Genomic DNA, 20,064 nt, shown 5'->3' with positions numbered 1-20,064 from the left:
AAGACTCGGTTGGATTCTTTCGCCGCGCGGTACGCTTCGTGAATGCCGATTGAACCCGATTCGAAGGACTGGACCTGGGTGCTGGAGCGCCCCTGTGAGGGCTGCGGTTTGGACGCGGGAGCGTTTCCTCCCGCCGACATTCCGGACCGCATCCGAGCCGACCTGCCGCACTGGCGCACGGTACTCGAGCGATCCGACGTTGCGAACAGGCCCGACGCCGGCACCTGGTCGCCGCTGGAGTACGCAGCCCACGTGCGGGACGTCTTCGCACTGTTCATCGAGCGCACCGACCTGATGCTCCGCGAGGAGGACCCGTTGTTCGCGAACTGGGACCAGGACCGCACGGCGGCGGAGAAGAATTACGCGGCGGAAGATCCGGCGGCGGTGCAGGGTGAGCTGACCGCTGCAGGTGAGGCATACGCCGCACGGTTGGAAGGGATCAGCGACTGGGAGCGGGTGGGCCGGCGCAGCAACGGCTCACGGTTCACCATCGCGACGCTCGCGCAATACGGGCTGCACGACGTCGTCCATCACCTTTCGGATGTCCGCGGCTGACTCGGTAGGCGTTCTTGCGCGCCCGATTCCGTGCAGGTTTGCGCCCTCGAGGAGCGTGTCTCACCACGGCACGCCGCGTTTCGGGGACGCCGTTGGCTCAGACCTGCACGGAATCGTCAGCGAGAGCTGGAGCGCCGTAGCTAAAAACAGGACGACGACGGCGGTCAGCGCCGCCGGTACGCCAGGTCGAGGATCATCCGGCCGGCGTCGTGAGCTTTGTTCTCGAAGCTCGTGAGGATCCGGCCGTCGAAGCGCGGCGCCCAGCCACCCACCGCGTCCTCGCCTTCCTGCACTGATGCAGTGCCGACTTTGTCCTTGCCCTCACGGCGAGGGGCGCCACCCACAACGTGCTCAACGCCACTGGCCCACACCTGGGTGAGGGGGCTGTCGGAACCGGTGCGTTCGCCGTCGTGCAGGTTCTCGAACTCAGGCGAGGCGTTGGCAACCTCGCGCATCTGGAAGGCGTAATCGGACCAGTCGGTGGCCATACGCAGGACGCCGGCGGGCTCGAGCACCCGCGCGGACAGCTCAAGGAATGAGTCCTTCACCAGCCGCCGTTTATGGTGGCGGGTCTTGTGCCAGGGGTCCGGGAAGAATACCCATAGCTCAGCGACGGACGCGGGCCGAAGCATGGTGGCAAGCGCTTCGGCGGCGTTGACCTGGGCAACCCGGACGTTTGTCAGCCCCCGCTGGTCGATCCGCAGCAGCGTCTGTGCGAGTCCCGGCCGGTACACCTCGAGGGCGAGGAAGTTGCGCTCGGGCTGCTCGGCCGCTGCGTGCGCCACAGCCTCACCCAACCCCGACCCGATCTCCACCACCAGGGGCGCCTCGCGGCCGAAGGAGGTAGCGGCGTCGTACTCCCACGCCGGATCCACCGACGTGTCCGCCGCGGTGTGGCGTGGAACGTCCACCACGAGACCCTCGGACAGTTCGGCCCAGGCATCACGACGCCGGCCCTGCAGGCGGGAGCCGCGCCGCACGAAGGAGACGGGCTGGGCAGGGTGGGGCTGGGATTCGGGGTGAGTGCTCATCGGTACAAGAGTAACCAGCGCTAGAGGGCGAGGTCCTTCGAAGTGCTCCTAGGAGGCCGCGAGTTCCGCGATGCGTGCCACGGCCAGCTGGGTGTAGAGGGCGGTGCCGTCAGCCAGGATGTTGTCGTCGAACGTCGCGTAGGGCGAGTGGTTGAAGGCGGCCTGGGTGGGATCGGCGTCGGGTGCAACCGCGGAGAGGAACACAAAGCTTCCGGGCACGGCCGCCAGCACGCGGGAGAAGTCCTCGGAGCCGCTGAGGGGCTGGGCCATGCGGTGGTAGCGGTCTTCTCCGAACAGCTCTGCGATGTGCTTTTCCGCGTTGGCCGTCTCTGCATGATCGGTCACGGTCAGCGGGTACTCGGTCTGGTAGTCCACGGTTGCGGTCAGCCCGTGTGCCCCGGCGATCCCGTTGAGCAGCCGGGGAACGGCGGATTGCATCCGGGTGCGGTTCTCCGCCGAGAAGGATCGGATGGTCGCCTCGATCCGCGCCGATTCCGGGATGATGTTTCGCTTGGTGCCTGCGTGAAGCACACCGACGGTGAGAACCACTGGATCAAACATGTTGAACTGCCGCGTGATCATCGTCTGCAGCGCGGTGACCATCTCCGCCGCGACCGTCACTGGGTCCTGCGCCGTGTGCGGAGACGAACCGTGGCCGCCGGCACCGTGCACAGTGACATACAGGCTGTCCGAGGCGGACATCAGCGTGTCCGCCTTGCTCGCGAATGTGCCGCCCGGCAGCAGGGAGGACATGACGTGCAGCCCGTAGGCGGCGTCGGGGCGACGCCCGGCAGCTTCGAGGACACCTTCGCGGATCATCACTCCCGCACCGTCGAAACCTTCTTCGCCGGGCTGGAACATGAGTACGACGTCGCCCGCCAGTTGGTCGCGGCGCTCGGCAAGGAGCGTGGCGGCTCCGGCGAGCATGGAGGTGTGGAGGTCGTGGCCACAGGCGTGCATTGCGCCGTCGATGGTCGAGGAATACGGAACACCGGTCTGCTCCTGTACCGGAAGGGCGTCCATGTCTCCGCGCAGCAGAACCACGGGCTTGTGCGCGGAGGAATGCCGGGCGCCGCCGCGAAGCACGGCCGTGACCGACGTCGTGTCCGTACCCAGGGTGATTTCAAACGGCAGGCCGTCGAGGGCTTCCAGCACCTTTTCCTGGGTACGCGGAAGGTAAAGGCCAATCTCCGGTTCCTGGTGAAGCCGGTGCCGAAGGTGGGCAATGTCGTCCTTCATGTGGCGTGCGTCTGCGAGTATGCCGGCTGTGGTGGTCACAGTTGTCCTCCTGGGGTCTGATGGTTTCTTCCAGTGTGGGTGAGGAGGCTCACAAATCGCCAGACCCGCCGTGATTCCGAGCAGGTTTCGCTGACAAACCCGTCGGGAGACGGCGTGTCGGCACGGGACACGCCCCTCGTGGCCGCGAACCTGCACGGAATCGACGGATGGGGCGCTGGCCCGCGCCTGCTAGACTGGGTGTACTTGTTTGCGGCACGAGCATCCCTCGGCAGCTGCAACCTGCGTCGATGAACGCATTCTTTTGTCCCGCGCTATCTCCCAAGAACGTGAGAGCGGTTGACACTGTCTGACTTTCCTTCGGCGGACCCTGAGCGCCATCCGGTGCACAGGGAAGATGAGAAGAAAGTTCGTGTACCTTACATGACTACCTTTGCTGCGCTTGGCGTGCCCACAGCGCTGGTCCGTTCCCTTACGTCCCAGGGAATCACCGATCCGTTCCCCATTCAGGTCAAGACCCTCCCGGACACCCTTGCAGGCAGGGACGTACTTGGCCGCGGCCGCACCGGCTCCGGCAAGACCCTCGCCTTCGCGCTTCCGATGGTCGCCCGCCTCGCCGAACGCGAAGCTGCGTACCGCCGGAAGCCCGGGCGTCCCCTGGGCCTGGTGCTCGCGCCGACCCGTGAACTGGCAACCCAGATCAATGCGACGGTGGAGCCGCTCGCCCACGAGCTGGGGCTCAACACCACCGTCATCTACGGCGGCGTATCCCAGGCCCGTCAGGAGAAGGCGCTGCGCGCCGGCGTCGACATCATCATCGCCTGCCCCGGCCGGCTCGAAGACCTGATGCGCCAGAAGCTTGTCACCCTTGAATCCGTCGAGATCACAGTGCTGGACGAGGCGGATCATATGGCGGACCTCGGGTTCCTGCCGGTCGTGAAGAAGCTCCTTGACACCACTCCGACCGAGGGCCAGCGGATGCTTTTCTCCGCCACCCTGGACAACGGCGTGGACAAGATCGTCCATCGCTACCTGTCCAACCCGCTGACCCATTCCGTGGATACGCCGCAGGCCTCCGTCACCACGATGGAGCACCATGTGCTCCTGATCGGTGACCAGACGCAGAAGAAGCAGCTGATCGTTCAGCTGGCATCCGGGCAGGGCAAGCGCGTGCTGTTCATGCGTACCAAGCATCAGGCGCGGAAGCTCGCGAAGACCCTGACCGACGCCGGGATCCCCGCCGTGGACCTGCACGGGAACCTGTCCCAGAACGCGCGGGACCGGAACCTTGCTGAGTTCTCAACCGGTGGAGTCCGGGTGCTGGTGGCCACAGACGTCGCGGCGCGCGGAGTGCACGTTGACGACGTCGAGCTCGTGGTCCACGTGGATCCGCCCACGGAGCACAAGGCCTACCTGCACCGTTCGGGACGTACTGCCCGTGCGGGTTCGGACGGCACCGTTGTCACCGTCACGCTGCCCGAGCAGAAGAGTGAAGTGCAGAAACTCATGAAGGCCGCTGGGGTCACCGTGGGGTTCGAGAACGTATCAGCGACCTCGCCGCTTGTCGCCAAGCTCATCGGTGACGTAGCAGAGAAGGTTGATCCGCGCACCCGTGCAGCACTCCTCGCCAACCGGGAAGGCGCAGGCCGCGGCGCCGGCACCTCGACCGGGGCGAATGCCGAGCGCAAGCGTGCCCGCCGCGCGGCACCTTCAGCTGGTGGTCGTGGAGGACGCGGTGGCCGCGGACGCGTTGCTGCGGAACCGCAGGGAAACCGCGCCGAACGGCGTAAGGATCAGCCTCAGGCGCCCCGGTTCGGTACCGACGGGGACCGCCGTCGTACCAGTGAAGGCGCAACTACCGCTGGGGGCAATCGCAACCGCCGTTCGCGGGGAGCCCGTTCCGGTGACGTAGCAGCGCAGGGGACGGGCTCGCACAGCAACGGTGCGCGCAGCGGCCAGTCGGCAGCTCAGGCCGGCTCAGGGCAGCGTAGCGGCGGACAGCGTTCGGCGGCGTCGTCGTCGGGCCGTCCTGCAGGCGCCCGCCGGTCCGGACCGCGCCGGGCAACCGCGCCGGCATCGAACGAGCGTCGCGGCCGCTAGTTCCTCACAGTGTTATCCGGGAGCAACCTGGGCTTTGGTGAGCGAATTCCGCTCTGAAAGTCCAGGTTGCTCGCGTTACGGTCCGGGTTGCTCACCGACGGTCGATTGCGGCACGGGAGCTTGCGTGTTAGGTTCAGCCGGAATCGGCAGGGCTTCTGCCATCCGGACAAGGAGTACCCATGGCAGAGAACACCGACTACGCGGGCGCCATCAACGCCGTCATCTGGCCCGGATTCCTCGGCACCACTGTGCCGGAGTGGCTCGAGGCAGAGCTGCGCAGAGGCCTCGCCGGTGTGGTCCTCTTCGCCAACAACATCGACCCGGGTGATCCCGAACAGTTACCCGCGTTGTGCCGGCGCATCAGAAAACTGAACCCCCACGCGATCATCGGCGTCGACGAGGAAGGCGGAACCGTAACCCGCCTCGAAGCGGCAACCGGCTCCTCCGTTCCGGGCGCCGCAGAACTTGGCAGGATCGACCGCCAGGACATTACGACGGACGTCGGCGCAACCCTTGGCAGACGGGCACAGCAGGCCGGCATCAACCTCCTGCTCGCTCCCGTGGCTGATGTGAATACCAATCCCCGCAACCCGGTCATCGGGATCCGGTCTTTCGGCTCGGAGCCGGATCTGGTGGCCAGGCACACGGCTGCGATGACGCGCGGCATCCAGAGCGCCGGAGTGGGGGCCTGCGCAAAACACTTTCCCGGGCATGGGGATACGGTCACGGATTCCCATGTCGATCTGCCGCGGGTGGACCTTGGGCTCGTTGAGTTGCAAGCAGCACACATACCGCCCTTCGCCGCTGCGATTGAAGCGGGGACAACGGCCATCATGACTGCACACATCGTCGTCCCCGAACTCGGAGACCTTCCCGCCACGCTCAACCCGAAAGCAATCGGGATGCTGCGGGAGCTGGGCTTCGAGGGTCTCGTGATCACGGATGCCCTGGATATGGGTGCCGTCCGGCACACCTACGGTTCCGGGGAAGGTGCCGTTCTGGCGATGCTCGCCGGGACGGACCTGCTCTGTGTCGGAAGCCCGGCTAACGACGGCGGAACCGCCGACCACGAGGACTATCTCGAGGTTTTCAAAGCCCTTGAGACTGCGCTGCTCAGCGGGCGCCTTCCGCTGGAGCGGTTGCTGGAAGCGGGCCGGCGGAAGGCCGCTTTCGCGTCGTGGACGCAGGAAGCGCACGACGACGGCGGTCCGGTGGGCCTGGACGCCATCCCTTCAGCGCTCCAAACCAACGGCGACGTGCGCCTGCCTGACGGCGAGGTAACCGTGATCGACCTGCGCGATCACATCAACATGGCCGCCGGTGTGATGCCGGACGTCTTCTCAGCCGCACTGGCTGAGTACCGCACTGTCCAATACCGGAAGGCAGTTGACGCTGGGACCGGGATCCCGCCGTCGTCGTCGGTTGTGGCAATCGTGGACCGGGCCGAAGAGGGTTCTGCGCAGCGCGCCGCCCTCGCCGCCCTGATACAGGAAAGGCCTGATGCGGTGTGCATCAACGCGGGACTGCCCGTGAATCTGGACCTGCCGGTAGTCAACTGCTTCGGGGCCTCCCGACCGGCCGCTGCAGCCGCTGCAAGCGAGTTGCTGGGCGGCACGGGGACCACCTGATTGGCGCGGTTCTTCAGTGCCTTCCCGAGTGCTGAGCTTGGCGGGTCTGGGTGTAAATCAGGGTCACCCCTCATAGCCGTCGAGGCCATCCATGGGAACAATAGACCCATGAATGCACTTCTGAACATCATCTGGCTCATTTTCGGCGGGATTTGGCTGGCGATCGGCTACTTCGTGGCGGGGATCGTGTGTTGCCTGCTGATCGTGACGATCCCTTTCGGCATTGCGTCCTTTCGGATCGGCGCCTATGCACTGTGGCCGTTTGGACGTTCGGTGGTGGACCGCGGTGGGCGAACCTACTTCTTCTCCACCGTCGGCAACGTCATCTGGGTCATTGTTGCGGGCATCTGGATTGCGATCGGCCACGTCCTGACGTCGATACCGATGTTCCTGAGCATCATCGGCATTCCGCTCGGCATAGCGAACATCAAACTGATCCCGGTCTCCCTCATGCCGCTCGGCAAAGAGATTGTGCCCTCATACGGCACCAGGCTGCCGCAGGTGCGCTAATCGCCCCAGTTCGGAGCGCGGGCTTACTATCCGGCGCCTCGCAGGAACTCCTCCATCAGCGGGCCGCCGGAGATCGATCCGCGTTCGCCTTCCTCGACGAACACCGCGACGGCGAGGTCTCCCTGAAGCGCGACGACCCACGCATGCGTCCGGGGTGGGTCTTCCGTACCGAACTCCGCAGTGCCGGTTTTGGCCAGGACCGGTTCGCCGGGGATGTCCGCAAGCAGTTGTGCTCCACCGACCGTAACGACGGCGCCCATCATCTCGCGAAGTGCCCCAGCTTCCTCGGGGGTCAGGTTGCTCGGTGAGGGTTCCGACGAGGACTCTTCGGTTGCCTCGCTGCTCGGTGCAGGCGCATCTGTGGGTTCCGCCTCCCCAGCCAAGGTATCCGCCAACAGCGTGGGAGCCACCCGCTCACCCGCGGCGACCGACGCCGTCATAATGGCGAGCGATAGGGGAGAGACCAGCACCTGTCCCTGTCCGATCATTGAGGCCGCATGAGCGGTTCCGTCTGCTTCTGTGGGCACGGAGCCGAAATAGGCAGGCGTACCGATGGCCGTGTTGATGCCGATGCCCAGATCTGCTGCCGCCGTTGCGAGCGATTCCTGGGAAACGACATCGCGCTGGGAAATGAAGCCGGTGTTGCAGGACTGCGCCAAAGCCTGCAGGAGCGGAATTTCGCCGGTGAACTGGGCAGGGTAGCCGGGGACGTTGTTGAAGGTCCGGCCTTCGACCACCAGCTCCTCGGGGCAGCTCGTAGGCGTTTCAGGGGTGAACCCGTTGCGAAGCAGGGCGAGTGAGGTAGCTACCTTGAACGTAGATCCGGGCGGGTACTGTCCAAGTAAAGCGGTCTGCATCCCCTCGCTGCCGGGGCCGTTGGCAGCGGTGAGGATCTCACCGGTCGATGGCCGGATGGCAACGATCGAGGAAGCAGAGGGCTCTTCGGCGAGCACCTCTTCGGCCAACGTCTGCAGCTGGGCGTTGAGTGTGAGCTCCAGCGGCTCGCCGGGTACCGCCGGTTTTTCGAACAAGGGCTCGCGCGTCTGGGTTTCGCCTTCTCCGGACACGGCCTCGATGACCAGGCCGGGTGTACCGGCCAGTTGCTCGTCATACTGCAGCTGCAGTCCGGACAATCCGGCAATGTCTCCTGCAACCAGGCGGCCTTCGGACTGCTCGGTCAGCTCGGCTGTGGCCGGTCCGACGCTGCCGAGCAGCGCGCGGGCAAATTCGCGGGTGGGGGCGAGCGACATCGTGTCCGGGATGCCGACCGCTCCGGGGATGGCCTCGATCTCCTCATCAGTGACGGGGCGGTCCTGATCATCCCGGTACACGATCGCTTCGACGAACGCCTGTTCGCCGGCGTTCACCACCTGCTCGGTATAAGCGGCCGGGTCAAGACCGATGAGTTCCGCCAACGCGGCTGCGGAATCCTCCACTGCCGCTGCCTCGATCCGCGTCTTGTCGATCCCTACCCGAATAACCGGACGGTCCGTGACCAACACTTCGCCGCCGGCCCCAAGAATCCCCGCGCGCTCTGCAGGAGTTCTCGACACTGCAAGCGTGGCGCCTTCATCCAGGCCCTCCACCGCGACCGCTGGGTTCCAGCTGACCTGCCAGGCGTCCTCCACCAGAGTGAGTTCCGCCGTGGTTGTGTAGGTCCAGTCAGAATCGCTCTCGTCCAGATCCCAGACGTGGTTCAGCTGCGCAGTGGCGGTATCCTCGCCGGTACTTTCGACGCCGGCGACGGTGACCGTAGGGGCCAGGGGGTCAAGCGCGGCGGTGAGCTCGTCCAGCTGTGTGGTGACGTCCGCAGCTTCGACGGATGCGAAGCTGACACCGTTCAGGTCGCCGCTGGTGAGGCCTTCGGCGAGGTTGCTGGCGGCGTCCTCGGCGGTGGGCCCATCCTCGGTGCACGCCGTCAGCGAGAGCGCAAGGGCAGCAACGGTCAGGGCGGTAGTGAAGGTGTTTTTCCCCATGGCGTCCATTATTACCTACCTGTCCGACACTTCCGGACGCGCATACCATCGAGGTATGAGCCTTCCACGTATTGAACTTGCACATGGTTTCACGGTCAGCCGGCAGGGCTTCGGCGGCATGGCGCTTACTGAGGTGTACGGCGGGACCGACCCGGAGGATGCGCTGCGGACGCTGCACCATGCGGTCGACGCCGGTGTCAGTTTCCTGGACACTGCGGACGTTTACGGAGCAGGCAGCAATGAAGAACTGATTGGTCGCCTTCTTACTGACCGCCGCGGTGAGGTTGAGATCGCCACGAAGTTCGGGATTGAGGGCAGTCCTGCCGCCGGTTACACCGGTGTCCGCGGCGATGCTGCCTATGTCCGAAGCGCCCTGGAGGCAAGCCTGCAGCGGCTGGGGACCGACGTCGTCGACCTCTACTACATGCATCGGCGGGACACCACTGTGCCTATCGAGGAGACGGTCGGAGCGATGGCCGAGCTGGTCGCTCAAGGAAAGGTCCGGCATCTCGGTCTGTCCGAAGTTACGGCGGACGAGCTAGCAGCAGCCCACGCCGTGCATCCTATTGCCGCGGTGCAGAGCGAATGGTCGATCTGGAGCCGTGACGTTGAACGTCGGGTGGTGCCGGCGGCGGCCAAGCTCGGTGTCGGCTTCGTTCCGTATTCGCCTCTGGGACGGGGTTTCCTTACCGGGACAGTCCAGGCTCAGTCGCTTTCGGACGGGGATTTCCGGCATCGGGTGCCGCGGTTCAGCGGGGAGGCAATGGCGGCGAACGCGTCGATCGTCGAGGCTGTGCAGTCTGTGGCGGTGAATACGGGCGCGACGCCGGCGCAGGTCGCACTCGCGTGGCTTGCGGCGCAGGGTCAGCGCTTCGGGCTGGCTGTGGTGCCGATCCCCGGTACCCGGAAGCCGCAGCGGATCGACGAGAATCTCGGCGCCGTTGACGTCGAGCTCTCCGAAGCGGATCTGGACGCGCTCGACGCCGCTGCCGACCTCGTTGTGGGCGAGCGCAGTGCGGATGCCACCTGGGTTTCGAAGGGCCGTGAGAGCTGACTAAGGGTCGACGACGGCGACGTGGCCAACGAGCGGGCAGGAGCTTTCTACGAGCGGGAAGGCTTCACCGTGCAGCGTGTCGAACCAAGTCCCACGGAAGACCCCGCCCTCGGGGTGGTGTGGCGCTCCCGCAGCCTGGATTCATTCGACCGGACTGCGTGATATTCGGCAGCATATGTGCTCGCCACTGCCCTGTTCGCTTTAGCGCTGACTAGTGGATTTTCACGCGGTGCCCGGAGCTTTTTCATCCGCGACGTCAACGAGACCAGCGTGCGCAGCGGCATAACGCTTCACGCGACGTGACTGGCGAATGCTGAATGGCAGAAGGACCGCGAGCAGGACCGGGATCCCCACCGCCATTCCGATTGTGAAGGGAAGATACTCATCGGCGGGTCCGCTGCTCAGGTTCCAGACCTGCTGAAGCCAAAGCGCCGTGAAGAGCAGGGCGATCTGTGCGGTTTGGAATGGGAAGTACACGGACATGATGGCTGCCCACACCGCTGCCCTCCGCCGACCGTCGTCGGACAGTTCGTCCTTCTTGTTGCGCAGAACCACCCGCCCGATCGCCTTCTGAGCGGCGTAGTCCTTGCCGAGGGCGTGACGAAGATTCTTCATAAGCGGCCACACCACAACAATGCAGGCGACCGACGCCGCCAGAAATCCGAGCGAAAGACCAAAGACAGCAAAGCTCAAGGGCGAGGTGGTCTCGTCGCCGAACGCGAACCCAAGCCCAACAAACGCCCCGATCCCGATCACACTGGCGATCAGGAAAACGACGAGGACGCGCACGGCTTTATTTCTAACGACGGACGGCGACCATGGAGACCATGCCCCCTGCACCTCTGATTCGGCGACGATCCTACGTTGAAGGCGCGTCCCGAACCGAATGCTGCCCAGAAGAAACACGATCGAGAGAACAACAGCGCCTATGGGGAAAGCGATGCTCTCCGGGACGGCGACTGCGACGAACACCAGCCCGACTATGCCGAGCAGTTGGAATCCAACGACCACGGAGATGAATGGCCGCAGGATTCGCTGCCCATCTGAGCTCTCAAGGTCGAACGTAAGGTTCGTAATCATGATGCCGGCCACTGCTGGAACGAAGATGAGCAACATGGCACAGAGCCCCGCCAGGATTGGAATCCACGGGTTGCGGTCCTGGAACAGCGCAGCAGCTCCGAAACCTATTGCTCCGGCGACGAGGCAGAACCCCAGACCGATCAGAAAGACCCAGCGGAGTTTCATCAATAGCGCCCCCAGATCGATAAATAACAGTGCGAGGTCAGGCGAAATTACCTGAGCCGCCGCGTTGACTCTTAACCCAGCGTACCCACTCCGGTCCGGTCTCATAGCGGAACCGGAAGCACTCCTCTAGGGTTGCCGGATGACCAGCCGCCGATTCTTCCTCTACACCTCCACCGATGACTTGGCCGCATCACGCCGGTTCTACAAGGACCTCGTGCGGCTTGAACAGATCTGGGACGAGCCCGACGGCGTTGCTTACGGAATCGACGACGCCGTGCAGTTCTCCATCGATTACAACCCTGACGCGGAGCGGGCGACCGGGTGGTCCTTCCAACCCGGTTGGGTCTACGGGCTGGGAATCGAGCCGCGACCGACTTCCGCGCACAACTCCTGGAGCATTCCACTGGCTCCACGGCAGTTCAAGGAGGCCGTAGCCAGACTGCAGGCGGCGTGCACCGAGGCGCTGCGGCCGGAACCTTTCTGGGTTGGGTACTGGAGTTACGTGGTCAAGGACCCGATGGGGCGCACCGTCGAACTCTCGGATCCCGTAAGCAAAGCACCCGCCGATTGGCGGGTCTGAACGGGGTTTCGCCTGAGGTGAAAACTTACACAAGGGGTGTCAGATCAAAACTTGAGCGTAGTACACTCAACTTAGGTTTTATTGTGTTACTGCTCAGGAGGCCGCATGGACACCAAGTTCACCACCAAGAGTCAGGAGGCGCTGTCCGCCTCCGCGATGAATGCCTCCACCGCGGGCAACCCGCAGGTGGAGCCGGCGCACTTGCTCAAGGCGCTGATGGACCAGCGCGACGGCGTCGCTGTCGCGCTGCTCACCGCCGCCGGTGTGGGCGCTGACAGCGTCAGTGTGAAGGCGAGTTCGGCAATCAAGTCGCTGCCGGCGTCGTCGGGCTCGTCTGTGGCGCAAGCACAGTTCTCCCGCCCTATGCTGCAGGTCGTTACTGCGGCGCAACAGGAAGCGGAGTCGCTGGGGGACTCCTACGTATCCACCGAACACCTCCTGCTGGGCATAGCGGCCGACGCCGGTGCAGCCGGACGCATCCTCCGCGAGGAGGGTGCCTCCAAGGATGCGCTCGTCGCTGCCCTGCCGGGCGTACGGGGAGACCGGCGGGTTACCACCGCGGATCCCGAAAACACTTTCCAGGCGCTGGAGAAGTTCGGTGTGGACCTGACGGAGATCGCCCGCTCCGGCAAGCTGGACCCGGTCATCGGCCGGGACACCGAAATCCGCCGTGTGGTGCAGGTGCTGTCCAGGCGAACCAAGAACAACCCCGTGCTGATCGGTGAGCCAGGCGTCGGCAAGACCGCCGTCGTCGAAGGTCTTGCCCAGCGCATGGTCGCTGGTGATGTGCCGGAATCCCTTCGCGGCAAGACGCTGATCAGCCTGGACCTCGGGTCGATGATCGCCGGGGCCAAGTACCGCGGCGAGTTCGAGGAACGGCTCAAGGCTGTCCTCGAGGAGATCAGGGCCTCCAACGGGCAGATCGTGACCTTCATAGATGAGCTGCACACCGTCGTCGGCGCGGGCGCGTCCGAGGGCTCCATGGACGCAGGGAACATGCTCAAGCCCATGCTGGCCCGCGGGGAACTGCGGCTCATCGGCGCCACCACTCTGGATGAGTACCGCGAGAACATCGAGAAGGATGCTGCCTTGGAACGCCGCTTCCAGCAGGTCTACGTGGGAGAGCCGAGCGTCCAGGACACCATCGGCATCCTGCGCGGACTCAAGGAACGCTACGAAGCCCACCACAAGGTGTCCATCGCGGACTCAGCGCTGGTCGCTGCCGCGACGCTGTCCAACCGGTACATCACCGGACGTCAACTGCCGGACAAGGCGATCGATCTCGTGGATGAATCGGCTTCCAGGCTGCGCATGGAGATCGACTCCGCACCCGAGGAGATCGACCAGCTGCGTCGCGCCGTCGACCGCCTGACCATGGAGGAACTCGCACTGGAGGGTGAAACCGATGAGGCATCGGTGGAGCGGCTGGAGGCACTGCGCGCCGATATGGCGGACCGCAAGGAGAAGCTCGCGGCGTTGAACGCACGCTGGGAGGCGGAGAAGGCCGGGCTCAACCGGGTGGGTGACCTCAAGGCATCCCTGGATGACCTGCGCTCGCAGGCGGACCGCGCACAGCGTGAAGGTGATCTTGAGAAGGCGTCGCGCCTGCTGTACGGCGAGATCCCGCAGGTTCAGCGTGAACTGGACGCCGCCCAGGCCGAGGAAGAGCGTTCCGGAGATTCGCCGGAGCTCATGGTGGCCGAGGAGGTTACGGCTGCGGATATCGCTGAGGTCATCTCGGCCTGGACCGGTATTCCGGCGGGACGGATGCTTCAGGGCGAAAGCCAGAAGCTCCTGCACATGGAGGAGAACCTCGGCGAGCGGCTGATCGGCCAGAAGAAGGCCGTCGCCTCGGTATCGGACGCGGTTCGCCGCGCGCGTGCCGGTATTTCGGACCCGGACCGGCCCACGGGATCCTTCCTGTTCCTCGGTCCCACCGGCGTGGGCAAGACCGAGCTCGCCAAGGCGCTGGCCGACTTCCTGTTCGACGACGAACGCGCCATGGTGCGCATCGACATGTCCGAATACTCGGAGAAGCACGCCGTCGCCCGTCTCGTGGGCGCTCCTCCCGGATACGTCGGTTATGAGGAGGGCGGCCAGCTGACCGAGGCCGTCCGCCGTCGTCCGTACAGCGTTGTGCTGCTGGACGAGGTGGAGAAGGCGCACCCCGAGGTCTTTGACATTCTTCTGCAGGTGTTCGACGACGGACGCCTCACCGACGGTCAGGGCCGCACGGTGGATTTCCGCAACGTCATTCTCGTCATGACGTCGAACCTGGGATCGCAGTTCCTGGTTGATCCGATGCTCGACGACGCGGCGCGCCACGAGGCAGTCATGTCGGTGGTGAATGCCAGCTTCAAGCCTGAGTTCCTCAACCGGCTGGATGACATCATCATGTTCGATGCCCTCAGCCTGGATGAGCTTTCGCGGATCGTGGACCTGCAGGTTCAGGCGCTTGCTGCACGCCTCCAGGAACGCCGGCTCACGCTCGATGTGACCGACGCAGCCCAGGAATGGCTCGCCCTCACGGGCTTCGATCCCGCGTACGGTGCGCGGCCGCTACGCCGGCTGGTGCAGCGCGAGATCGGGGACCGGCTGGCCCGCGGTTTGCTGGCCGGAACCATCAGCGACGGCGACAAGGTGCGGGTGGACCGGCCAAACGACGACGCCAACGGCCTCACCGTCGCGAGCGTGCCTGACTGATCCGCGGCTACTGGGCTGACCCTGTTACTGGGCCAGGAGGTCGTCCGTAATGATGTTGCCTTCGTTGGAGACAACGAAGCAGTCAACCCGGCGGTCGCCCTCCGCCCAGGTTCCCGACGTCGGCGTGACCTGAATCAGCGTCAGGTCCGGGTACTCCGTGGCGGCCCTCTCATCGACCTCCGCTGAGTTGCACAACTCATCGCCGCGGACTGCGAGGGCCTCATCGCCGGGAAACTCCGTGTCTTCCGGGTAGGTGTCCGTGGCGAGCAGTTGAGCGTTGTGCGGGGTTGTGCACGTGACCGTGGTGACGTTCTCGCTCAGGTTCGATTCGTCGAAATCCAGGATGCACGCGCCCGCGCCCAGTTCCAGCGGGGAGATACTCTCGGCGATGATCCCGTCGGCTCCGGGTGACGCATCGACCGATGGAGCGGCATCGGGTCCGCCGCCGCTGACGGCGTCGACAATGCGGATGATCGCGAAAATCAGCAGGCCGAGTATAACCAGGCCCGCCACGGCAACGATGATGAGCGTCCTGCGGTTGGTGCCGGACTTGCCCGTGCGATCCCGGGAACTGTCCTGCGCTGTGGTGCCCTGCTCGGCTCCTGCCGGCGGCAATCCGTAGGCGCCGCCGAGCGGAGCATGTGGACTTCCCGGTGCCTGCGGATGCGGGCCCGCGAAAGGCTGCTTCCATGGAGACTCCGGGACCTGCTCGGCCGGTGTGCCCTGGGCCGAGGGTGTCTGGATGTCCTGCGCGGCGGGCGCCTCATGGCCGTCCTGCGACGAGGGCGTCTCCGTGCTGCCCTGCGCCGCGGGGGTCTCGTCGTTGCCAGTGGCGCCTGCCGGCGGCGCTGGAGTATCCCCGTTTCCCGGGGCTCCTTCCGGTGGCGCGGGGATGCCCGGTGGGAGGGTGATGTCTGCGCCTTGCTGCTCGGCAGCCCCGGCGACGTTCTCGCTGACCGCGGCGTTCCCAGCGGTGGTGCCCGGCGCGGCTGCCGCTTCCGCCTCGCCCAGCTCGAACAGCGCATCCCATCGGGACCCATCCTCGGTAGAACCTGTCCACCCGGGATCTTCACCCGACGCCGCCAGGTTGGCGAGTGCGAACTGCGGATCAGTGGATGCCCGAGGCTCCGACTTTGGCTCCGGGTGTGCGTCCGGTGCCGCGGGATCGGCCTGCGCGGGTGTAGCCTCATCGGGCTGGTGGGCAACCGCGCCGATCGGGTCGTCGTCCGATGCGGAGATGTCGACGTCCTGGTTCTGCGCTCCGTCGTCGTGCTGATCACCGGAGTGCCCGCCGTCGTCGTGCCGGTTCTCCCCGGTATCGCCCGCTGTCCCGCCTGCCGGGGCAGTGCCTGCGGGAGCGGCGGCTTCCGCGGGATCCTCTGGGGGCCGTGGGCCACCGACCAGCGTGCCCACTTCCTCAGCCTCCTGCTCCACAGCCTTCGCCTCGGCGGCAGCGTCCTTGAGCGAGGCAGCCTCGGCGGATTCCTGACTGATCTCGGCCGCACCGAGCGACGGCTCGCTCAACTGCACGTCTTCGGCGGAGGTTTCGAGTTCAGGCTCGAGGGCTTCCCTGGAGACCTCTGATTCGGACAATTGGACCTCATCGGGGTTTACCAATTGTGGTTCTGCTACGGCGGCGTCAGCAGGCTCGGGTCCCTCCTGGGCAGCATCTTCTGCCGTGGCACCCTCTTCCGGCTTGTCAGATTGATCGCTCATAGTGAACTGCCCCCTCCTGTGTCCGGCCGTGGTCGCGGGCTGGCTTTGCTCTGATTACCCCTGACTCTAGCCAACGAACAGCACCCGATGCATGGCCGTGGAGGCATACACCTCCATTTTCCCACGCGCTTGCGTGCTGTTGCTGGCACGCCGGATTCTGAAACCATGTAATCTATAGCTACGACACATTGACCGGATACTCCGGGGCCTCGCTGCCGCCTTGCATGCTAATTAAGTACAGGTGCCAAGCGACCACCTCCGGATCGACGCAAAAAGGGGGTCACGCCATGGGGCGCGGCCGTCAGAAGGCGAAAGCCACCAAGCAGGCACGGGACATGAAGTACTTCAGCCCGTCCACTGATTACTCGGCGCTGCAGCGAGAGCTCACGGGCCCGGGTAGCCGTGCCTCCCGCCAGAGTGATCCGGTAGAACCGGATTACGCGGAGTATGAGGACAAGTATGCGGATCAGTTCGATGAAGAAGAGGACGACGGCGGCACCCGCCGTATCGGCTAAGCGCTCCCTTCGCTCTCGCTGAGATACATACACCACAAACGCGCACAGAACCAGCGGCCAGGACTTGATTGTCGAGCCGCTGGTTCTTGCTGTCTCCACATCTACAACGCGAATCGACTCTCCCCAAATTGGCCTTTAGCAGGCGTTAAAGCCGTCCATAAGGCCCATTTGGGGAGAGTCGATGCAGGGAAACTAGGCGTAGGAGCCAACCAGTCGAACCGAACCGCCGTCGACGCCCTTCGCGCCCTGCACGTAGTCAGGTCCGTCGGTGTTCTCGCCCGACGCCGCGTCCACACGGCCCATAACCCACGCGGGAACGCCTCGCTCCGTCAAACGCGCGACGGCGGCGTCAGTACCGGCTTCGGCAACAACGGCAACCATTCCGACGCCAAGGTTCAGTGTCCGCTCCAGGTCCGGCAGCGGCACGCTTCCCAGCTCGGAGACGAGGCTGAACACCGGTGGTAGCGCCCACGTCGACCGGTCCACGGTGGCTTCGAGCCCGCGCGGGAGAACCCGCGCCAGGTTGGCCGCCAAGCCACCGCCGGTGACGTGGCTGAAGCCGTGCACGGCGCCGTCGTAATCGAGCGGGAGATGGCGGGCGAGGTCGAGACAGTCGGCCGCGTACACCCGCGTAGGCTCAAGGAGCTCTTCGCCGAGGGTGCGGCCCAGCTCCGAGACCTGCCGGTCCAGCGCCCATCCGGCCTGGTTGATGACCCGGCGAACCAGCGAGTACCCGTTCGAGTGCAATCCGGAGGAAGCCATGCCGATGACAAAGTCACCCTCACGCACCCGGTCCGGCCCGAGCAGCGCATCGGCTTCCACTACGCCGGTAGCCGCGCCGGCGACGTCGTACTCGTGCTCACCCAGGAGGCCCGGGTGCTCAGCGGTCTCGCCGCCCACCAGGGCGGTTCCGGCAACCGAGCAGGCCGAGGCGATGCCGCGGACGATGGCGGCGATGCGCTCGGGCACAACCTTTCCGCAGGCGATGTAGTCGGTCATGTACAGCGGTTCCGCGCCGACCACCACGATGTCATCCACAACCATGCCCACGAGGTCGAACCCGATGGTGTCGTGGATGTCCATGGCCTGCGCAATGGCAACCTTGGTGCCCACGCCGTCCGTGGAGGTGGCAAGGAGCGGCTTCCGGTAGGTCAGCAGCTTCGAGACGTCATACAGCCCGGCGAAACCGCCGACGCCGCCCACCACGTTGGCGGTGTGGGTAGCCTTGACCGCTTCCTTCATGAGCTCCACCGCCCGGTCGCCGGCTTCGACGTCCACTCCGGCGCTTGCATAGGTGATGGGGTTCGAAGAGGTCATACCCGCTCTTTCTTGTCTGCTTCGGTCAGGAGGGTTTCGAGTTCGCTGCCCGGGCCCGGATCGCATCCGGTGGCGCCAGGCTTCTCGGCGGGGTCGGCGCGCTCAAGCAGGAGCTTGCCGCGGCGGTCTTCCTCGGGAAGCTCGATGGGGTACGTCCCAGTGAAGCAGGCCGTGCACAACCGTTCGCGGGGCTGCATAGTGGCCGCGATCATGCCGTCCTCGGAAATGTAGGCGAGGCTGTCGGCGCCGATGGAGTTGCTGATTTCCTCAACAGCCGCCCCGTTGGCGATCAGTTCGGCGCGCGATGCGAAGTCGATGCCGTAGAAGCATGGCCAGCGCACCGGTGGCGAGGAGATCTTGACGTGTACCTCAGCGGCGCCGGCCTCGCGCAGCATCCGCACCACGGCGCGCTGTGTATTGCCGCGCACAATCGAATCATCGACCACGACAATGCGCTTGCCGCGGATAACCGACTCCAGCGCGTTCAACTTGAGCCGGATGCCGAGCTGCCGCAGTGTCTCGCTCGGCTGGATGAAGGTCCGGCCCACATAGGCGTTCTTCACGAAACCGTGCGCGAAGGGAATACCGGATTCCTCAGCGAACCCGACAGCAGCAGGCGTACCCGACTCCGGGACAGGGATAACGACGTCCGCATCCATCCGGTTCTCCCGGGCGAGCTGGCGGCCCATCTCGACGCGTGAATCGTAGACCGAGCGTCCGGCGATCGCGGCGTCCGGGCGCGCGAGGTAGACGTACTCGAAGACGCAACCAGCCGCCGTCGTCGGGGCAAACCGGCGCGAGCGGACGCCGCTCTCGTCGATGGCAATGAACTCGCCCGGCTCGATCTCGCGGATGAAGCTTGCGCCGACGGTGGCCAGCGCGGCCTGCTCAGACGCCACAACCCACCCGCGCTGAAGCCGGCCGAGTACCAGCGGGCGGACGCCATAGGCATCCCGGGCGGCGTACAGGGTGCCCTCGTCCATGAACACGAAGCAGAACGCGCCCTCGATGGAAGGCAACAGGTCAAGTGCCGTGTCTTCGAGGGAGCGGCCGTCATCCCCGGCCAACAGCGTGGTCACAAGTGCGGTGTCCGAGGTGTTGCCCTGCGCCATCTCGCCGCTGCGGGGCTTGCCGTGGCGGTTCAGGACCATCTGGTACAGGTCAGCGGAGTTGGTGAGGTTGCCGTTGTGGGCGAGGGCAACGGTTCCAACGGCGGTGGCACCGAGCGTGGGCTGCGCATTGGCCCAGTTGGAGGAACCGGTGGTGGAGTAGCGGCAGTGGCCCACCGCGATGTGCCCGGTGAGGGTGTTCAAGGTTGCTTCGTCGAATACCTGGGAGACCAGTCCCATGTCCTTGTACACGTTGATGCGCGTGCCGTCACTGGTGGCGATACCGGCCGACTCCTGGCCGCGGTGCTGCAGGGCGTAGAGCCCGTAATACGTGAGTTTGGCTACTTCCTCGCCGGGAGCCCAGACGCCGAATACGCCACAGGCATCCTGGGGGCCTTTTTCGCCGGGAAGAAGATCATGGGAAAGCTGTCCGTCACCGCGCACCATTGCTACATTCTCTCACGAGACTCGGTTGCGGAAGTTTCGTGAGATCAGTCGTCGTCGTGGGTGCGCTCTGCCGTTGCCTGCTTGCTGCGGCGGACGCTGATCCAGTCCAGTAGCAGGGCGACCAGCGCACCCAGCAGCAGCCCGGGGAGGGCCAGCACAACCGTAAAGAACCCCAGGACGGATTCGCGGGTGAGGGTGGGATCAGGATCACCCGTGTACGCAATGATCAGCGCCGCCACGAAGCCGATCACCGCCCCCAACCCCATGAAGGAAGCGAACTTGGGCGCCCGGCGGACCGTGACCTGGCGACGCTCGGGATACTGGGGCGAACTCATGAATCAA

The 20,064-nt window shown here is 65.2% G+C and carries 17 protein-coding genes; 9 read left to right on the top strand and 8 right to left on the bottom strand.

Translation table 11 applies throughout. The features are described 5' to 3' along the window. Nucleotides 1-42 precede the first annotated feature (42 nt). The gene (locus BJ994_RS12785; protein WP_167994649.1) at nt 43-555 is read left to right on the top strand and encodes a DinB family protein; all 513 of its coding nucleotides are present in this window, start codon (nt 43-45) and stop codon (nt 553-555) included. A gap of 164 nt (nt 556-719) precedes the next feature. Here the strand turns inward: BJ994_RS12785 and trmB are convergent, their stop codons facing one another. Both trmB and BJ994_RS12775 read right to left on the bottom strand, forming a co-directional pair. Further along, nucleotides 720-1,586 (bottom strand): tRNA (guanosine(46)-N7)-methyltransferase TrmB, encoded by an 867-nt coding sequence (gene trmB, locus BJ994_RS12780; RefSeq protein WP_167994648.1) that lies wholly within the window; start codon nt 1,584-1,586, stop codon nt 720-722. Nucleotides 1,587-1,634: 48 nt separating this feature from the next. After that, on the bottom strand, nt 1,635-2,825 hold the full coding sequence (locus tag BJ994_RS12775; protein ID WP_167996012.1) for a M20 metallopeptidase family protein: 1,191 nt from the start codon (nt 2,823-2,825) through the stop codon (nt 1,635-1,637). A gap of 420 nt (nt 2,826-3,245) precedes the next feature. Here BJ994_RS12775 and BJ994_RS12770 point away from each other — a divergent pair, with 420 nt between their 5' ends. From BJ994_RS12770 to BJ994_RS12760, 3 genes are all read left to right on the top strand, one after another. Then, the gene (locus BJ994_RS12770; protein WP_167994647.1) at nt 3,246-4,922 is read left to right on the top strand and encodes a DEAD/DEAH box helicase; all 1,677 of its coding nucleotides are present in this window, start codon (nt 3,246-3,248) and stop codon (nt 4,920-4,922) included. Nucleotides 4,923-5,101: 179 nt separating this feature from the next. Continuing rightward, complete coding sequence (locus BJ994_RS12765; RefSeq protein ID WP_167994646.1) at nt 5,102-6,550, top strand: glycoside hydrolase family 3 protein; 1,449 nt, start codon at nt 5,102-5,104, stop codon at nt 6,548-6,550. A 108-nt stretch (nt 6,551-6,658) separates the two neighbouring features. Beyond that, nucleotides 6,659-7,060, top strand: coding sequence for a YccF domain-containing protein (locus tag BJ994_RS12760; protein WP_167994645.1), 402 nt, complete (start codon nt 6,659-6,661; stop codon nt 7,058-7,060). A gap of 26 nt (nt 7,061-7,086) precedes the next feature. On the opposite strand, the gene BJ994_RS12755 is transcribed toward BJ994_RS12760, so the two are convergent. After that, entirely contained in the window at nt 7,087-9,036 is a 1,950-nt protein-coding gene (locus BJ994_RS12755) for a penicillin-binding transpeptidase domain-containing protein (RefSeq protein WP_167994644.1), read from the bottom strand. 55 nt (nt 9,037-9,091) lie between these two features. Here BJ994_RS12755 and BJ994_RS12750 point away from each other — a divergent pair, with 55 nt between their 5' ends. Further along, complete coding sequence (locus tag BJ994_RS12750) at nt 9,092-10,090, top strand: aldo/keto reductase (protein ID WP_167994643.1); 999 nt, start codon at nt 9,092-9,094, stop codon at nt 10,088-10,090. 21 nt (nt 10,091-10,111) lie between these two features. Further along, nucleotides 10,112-10,252: an N-acetyltransferase gene (locus tag BJ994_RS12745; protein ID WP_167990074.1), complete on the top strand. Its 141-nt coding sequence runs from the start codon at nt 10,112-10,114 to the stop codon at nt 10,250-10,252. Between the two features lie 60 nt (nt 10,253-10,312). Here the strand turns inward: BJ994_RS12745 and BJ994_RS12740 are convergent, their stop codons facing one another. Further along, nucleotides 10,313-11,335: a hypothetical protein gene (locus tag BJ994_RS12740; RefSeq protein WP_167994642.1), complete on the bottom strand. Its 1,023-nt coding sequence runs from the start codon at nt 11,333-11,335 to the stop codon at nt 10,313-10,315. 139 nt (nt 11,336-11,474) lie between these two features. Between BJ994_RS12740 and BJ994_RS12735 the strand changes: the two genes are divergently transcribed. Together BJ994_RS12735 and clpB are read left to right on the top strand one after the other, a co-directional pair. Then, nucleotides 11,475-11,915, top strand: coding sequence for a VOC family protein (locus BJ994_RS12735; protein ID WP_167994640.1), 441 nt, complete (start codon nt 11,475-11,477; stop codon nt 11,913-11,915). A 105-nt stretch (nt 11,916-12,020) separates the two neighbouring features. After that, entirely contained in the window at nt 12,021-14,618 is a 2,598-nt protein-coding gene (gene clpB / locus BJ994_RS12730) for an ATP-dependent chaperone ClpB (protein WP_167994639.1), read from the top strand. A gap of 24 nt (nt 14,619-14,642) precedes the next feature. On the opposite strand, the gene BJ994_RS12725 is transcribed toward clpB, so the two are convergent. Next, complete coding sequence (locus BJ994_RS12725; protein ID WP_167994638.1) at nt 14,643-16,334, bottom strand: septum formation family protein; 1,692 nt, start codon at nt 16,332-16,334, stop codon at nt 14,643-14,645. A gap of 287 nt (nt 16,335-16,621) precedes the next feature. Between BJ994_RS12725 and BJ994_RS12720 the strand changes: the two genes are divergently transcribed. Further along, nucleotides 16,622-16,849, top strand: a complete 228-nt coding sequence (locus tag BJ994_RS12720; RefSeq protein WP_167994637.1) for a DUF3073 domain-containing protein — start codon at nt 16,622-16,624, stop codon at nt 16,847-16,849. 192 nt (nt 16,850-17,041) lie between these two features. On the opposite strand, the gene purM is transcribed toward BJ994_RS12720, so the two are convergent. Genes purM through BJ994_RS12705 form a run of 3 tightly spaced genes read right to left on the bottom strand, consistent with a single transcriptional unit; the run spans nt 17,042 to nt 20,057 of the window. Beyond that, the gene (purM, locus tag BJ994_RS12715; RefSeq protein ID WP_167994636.1) at nt 17,042-18,166 is read right to left on the bottom strand and encodes a phosphoribosylformylglycinamidine cyclo-ligase; all 1,125 of its coding nucleotides are present in this window, start codon (nt 18,164-18,166) and stop codon (nt 17,042-17,044) included. Next, nucleotides 18,163-19,722, bottom strand: coding sequence for an amidophosphoribosyltransferase (gene purF / locus BJ994_RS12710; RefSeq protein ID WP_167994635.1), 1,560 nt, complete (start codon nt 19,720-19,722; stop codon nt 18,163-18,165). Before purF ends, purM begins: the two co-directional genes overlap by 4 nt. A 44-nt stretch (nt 19,723-19,766) precedes the next feature. After that, nucleotides 19,767-20,057: a hypothetical protein gene (locus tag BJ994_RS12705; RefSeq protein WP_167994634.1), complete on the bottom strand. Its 291-nt coding sequence runs from the start codon at nt 20,055-20,057 to the stop codon at nt 19,767-19,769. Nucleotides 20,058-20,064 lie beyond the last annotated feature (7 nt).

The organism is Arthrobacter pigmenti, assembly GCF_011927905.1.
GTDB classification, from domain to species: Bacteria; Actinomycetota; Actinomycetes; order Actinomycetales; family Micrococcaceae; genus Arthrobacter_D; species Arthrobacter_D pigmenti.
This window is presented reverse-complemented; position numbering and strand designations above follow the sequence as displayed.

Coding starts and splice junctions, on each gene's coding strand:
- clpB (WP_167994639.1), top strand. CDS start 12,021: ATGGACACCAAGTTCACCACCAAGAGTCAGGAGGCGCTGTCCGCCTCC.
- BJ994_RS12735 (WP_167994640.1), top strand. CDS start 11,475: ATGACCAGCCGCCGATTCTTCCTCTACACCTCCACCGATGACTTGGCC.
- BJ994_RS12775 (WP_167996012.1), bottom strand. CDS start 2,825: ATGAAGGACGACATTGCCCACCTTCGGCACCGGCTTCACCAGGAACCG.
- BJ994_RS12765 (WP_167994646.1), top strand. CDS start 5,102: ATGGCAGAGAACACCGACTACGCGGGCGCCATCAACGCCGTCATCTGG.
- purM (WP_167994636.1), bottom strand. CDS start 18,166: ATGACCTCTTCGAACCCCATCACCTATGCAAGCGCCGGAGTGGACGTC.
- BJ994_RS12755 (WP_167994644.1), bottom strand. CDS start 9,036: ATGGGGAAAAACACCTTCACTACCGCCCTGACCGTTGCTGCCCTTGCG.
- BJ994_RS12740 (WP_167994642.1), bottom strand. CDS start 11,335: ATGAAACTCCGCTGGGTCTTTCTGATCGGTCTGGGGTTCTGCCTCGTC.
- BJ994_RS12760 (WP_167994645.1), top strand. CDS start 6,659: ATGAATGCACTTCTGAACATCATCTGGCTCATTTTCGGCGGGATTTGG.
- BJ994_RS12725 (WP_167994638.1), bottom strand. CDS start 16,334: ATGAGCGATCAATCTGACAAGCCGGAAGAGGGTGCCACGGCAGAAGAT.
- BJ994_RS12785 (WP_167994649.1), top strand. CDS start 43: ATGCCGATTGAACCCGATTCGAAGGACTGGACCTGGGTGCTGGAGCGC.
- trmB (WP_167994648.1), bottom strand. CDS start 1,586: ATGAGCACTCACCCCGAATCCCAGCCCCACCCTGCCCAGCCCGTCTCC.
- BJ994_RS12770 (WP_167994647.1), top strand. CDS start 3,246: ATGACTACCTTTGCTGCGCTTGGCGTGCCCACAGCGCTGGTCCGTTCC.
- purF (WP_167994635.1), bottom strand. CDS start 19,722: ATGGTGCGCGGTGACGGACAGCTTTCCCATGATCTTCTTCCCGGCGAA.
- BJ994_RS12720 (WP_167994637.1), top strand. CDS start 16,622: ATGGGGCGCGGCCGTCAGAAGGCGAAAGCCACCAAGCAGGCACGGGAC.
- BJ994_RS12705 (WP_167994634.1), bottom strand. CDS start 20,057: ATGAGTTCGCCCCAGTATCCCGAGCGTCGCCAGGTCACGGTCCGCCGG.
- BJ994_RS12750 (WP_167994643.1), top strand. CDS start 9,092: ATGAGCCTTCCACGTATTGAACTTGCACATGGTTTCACGGTCAGCCGG.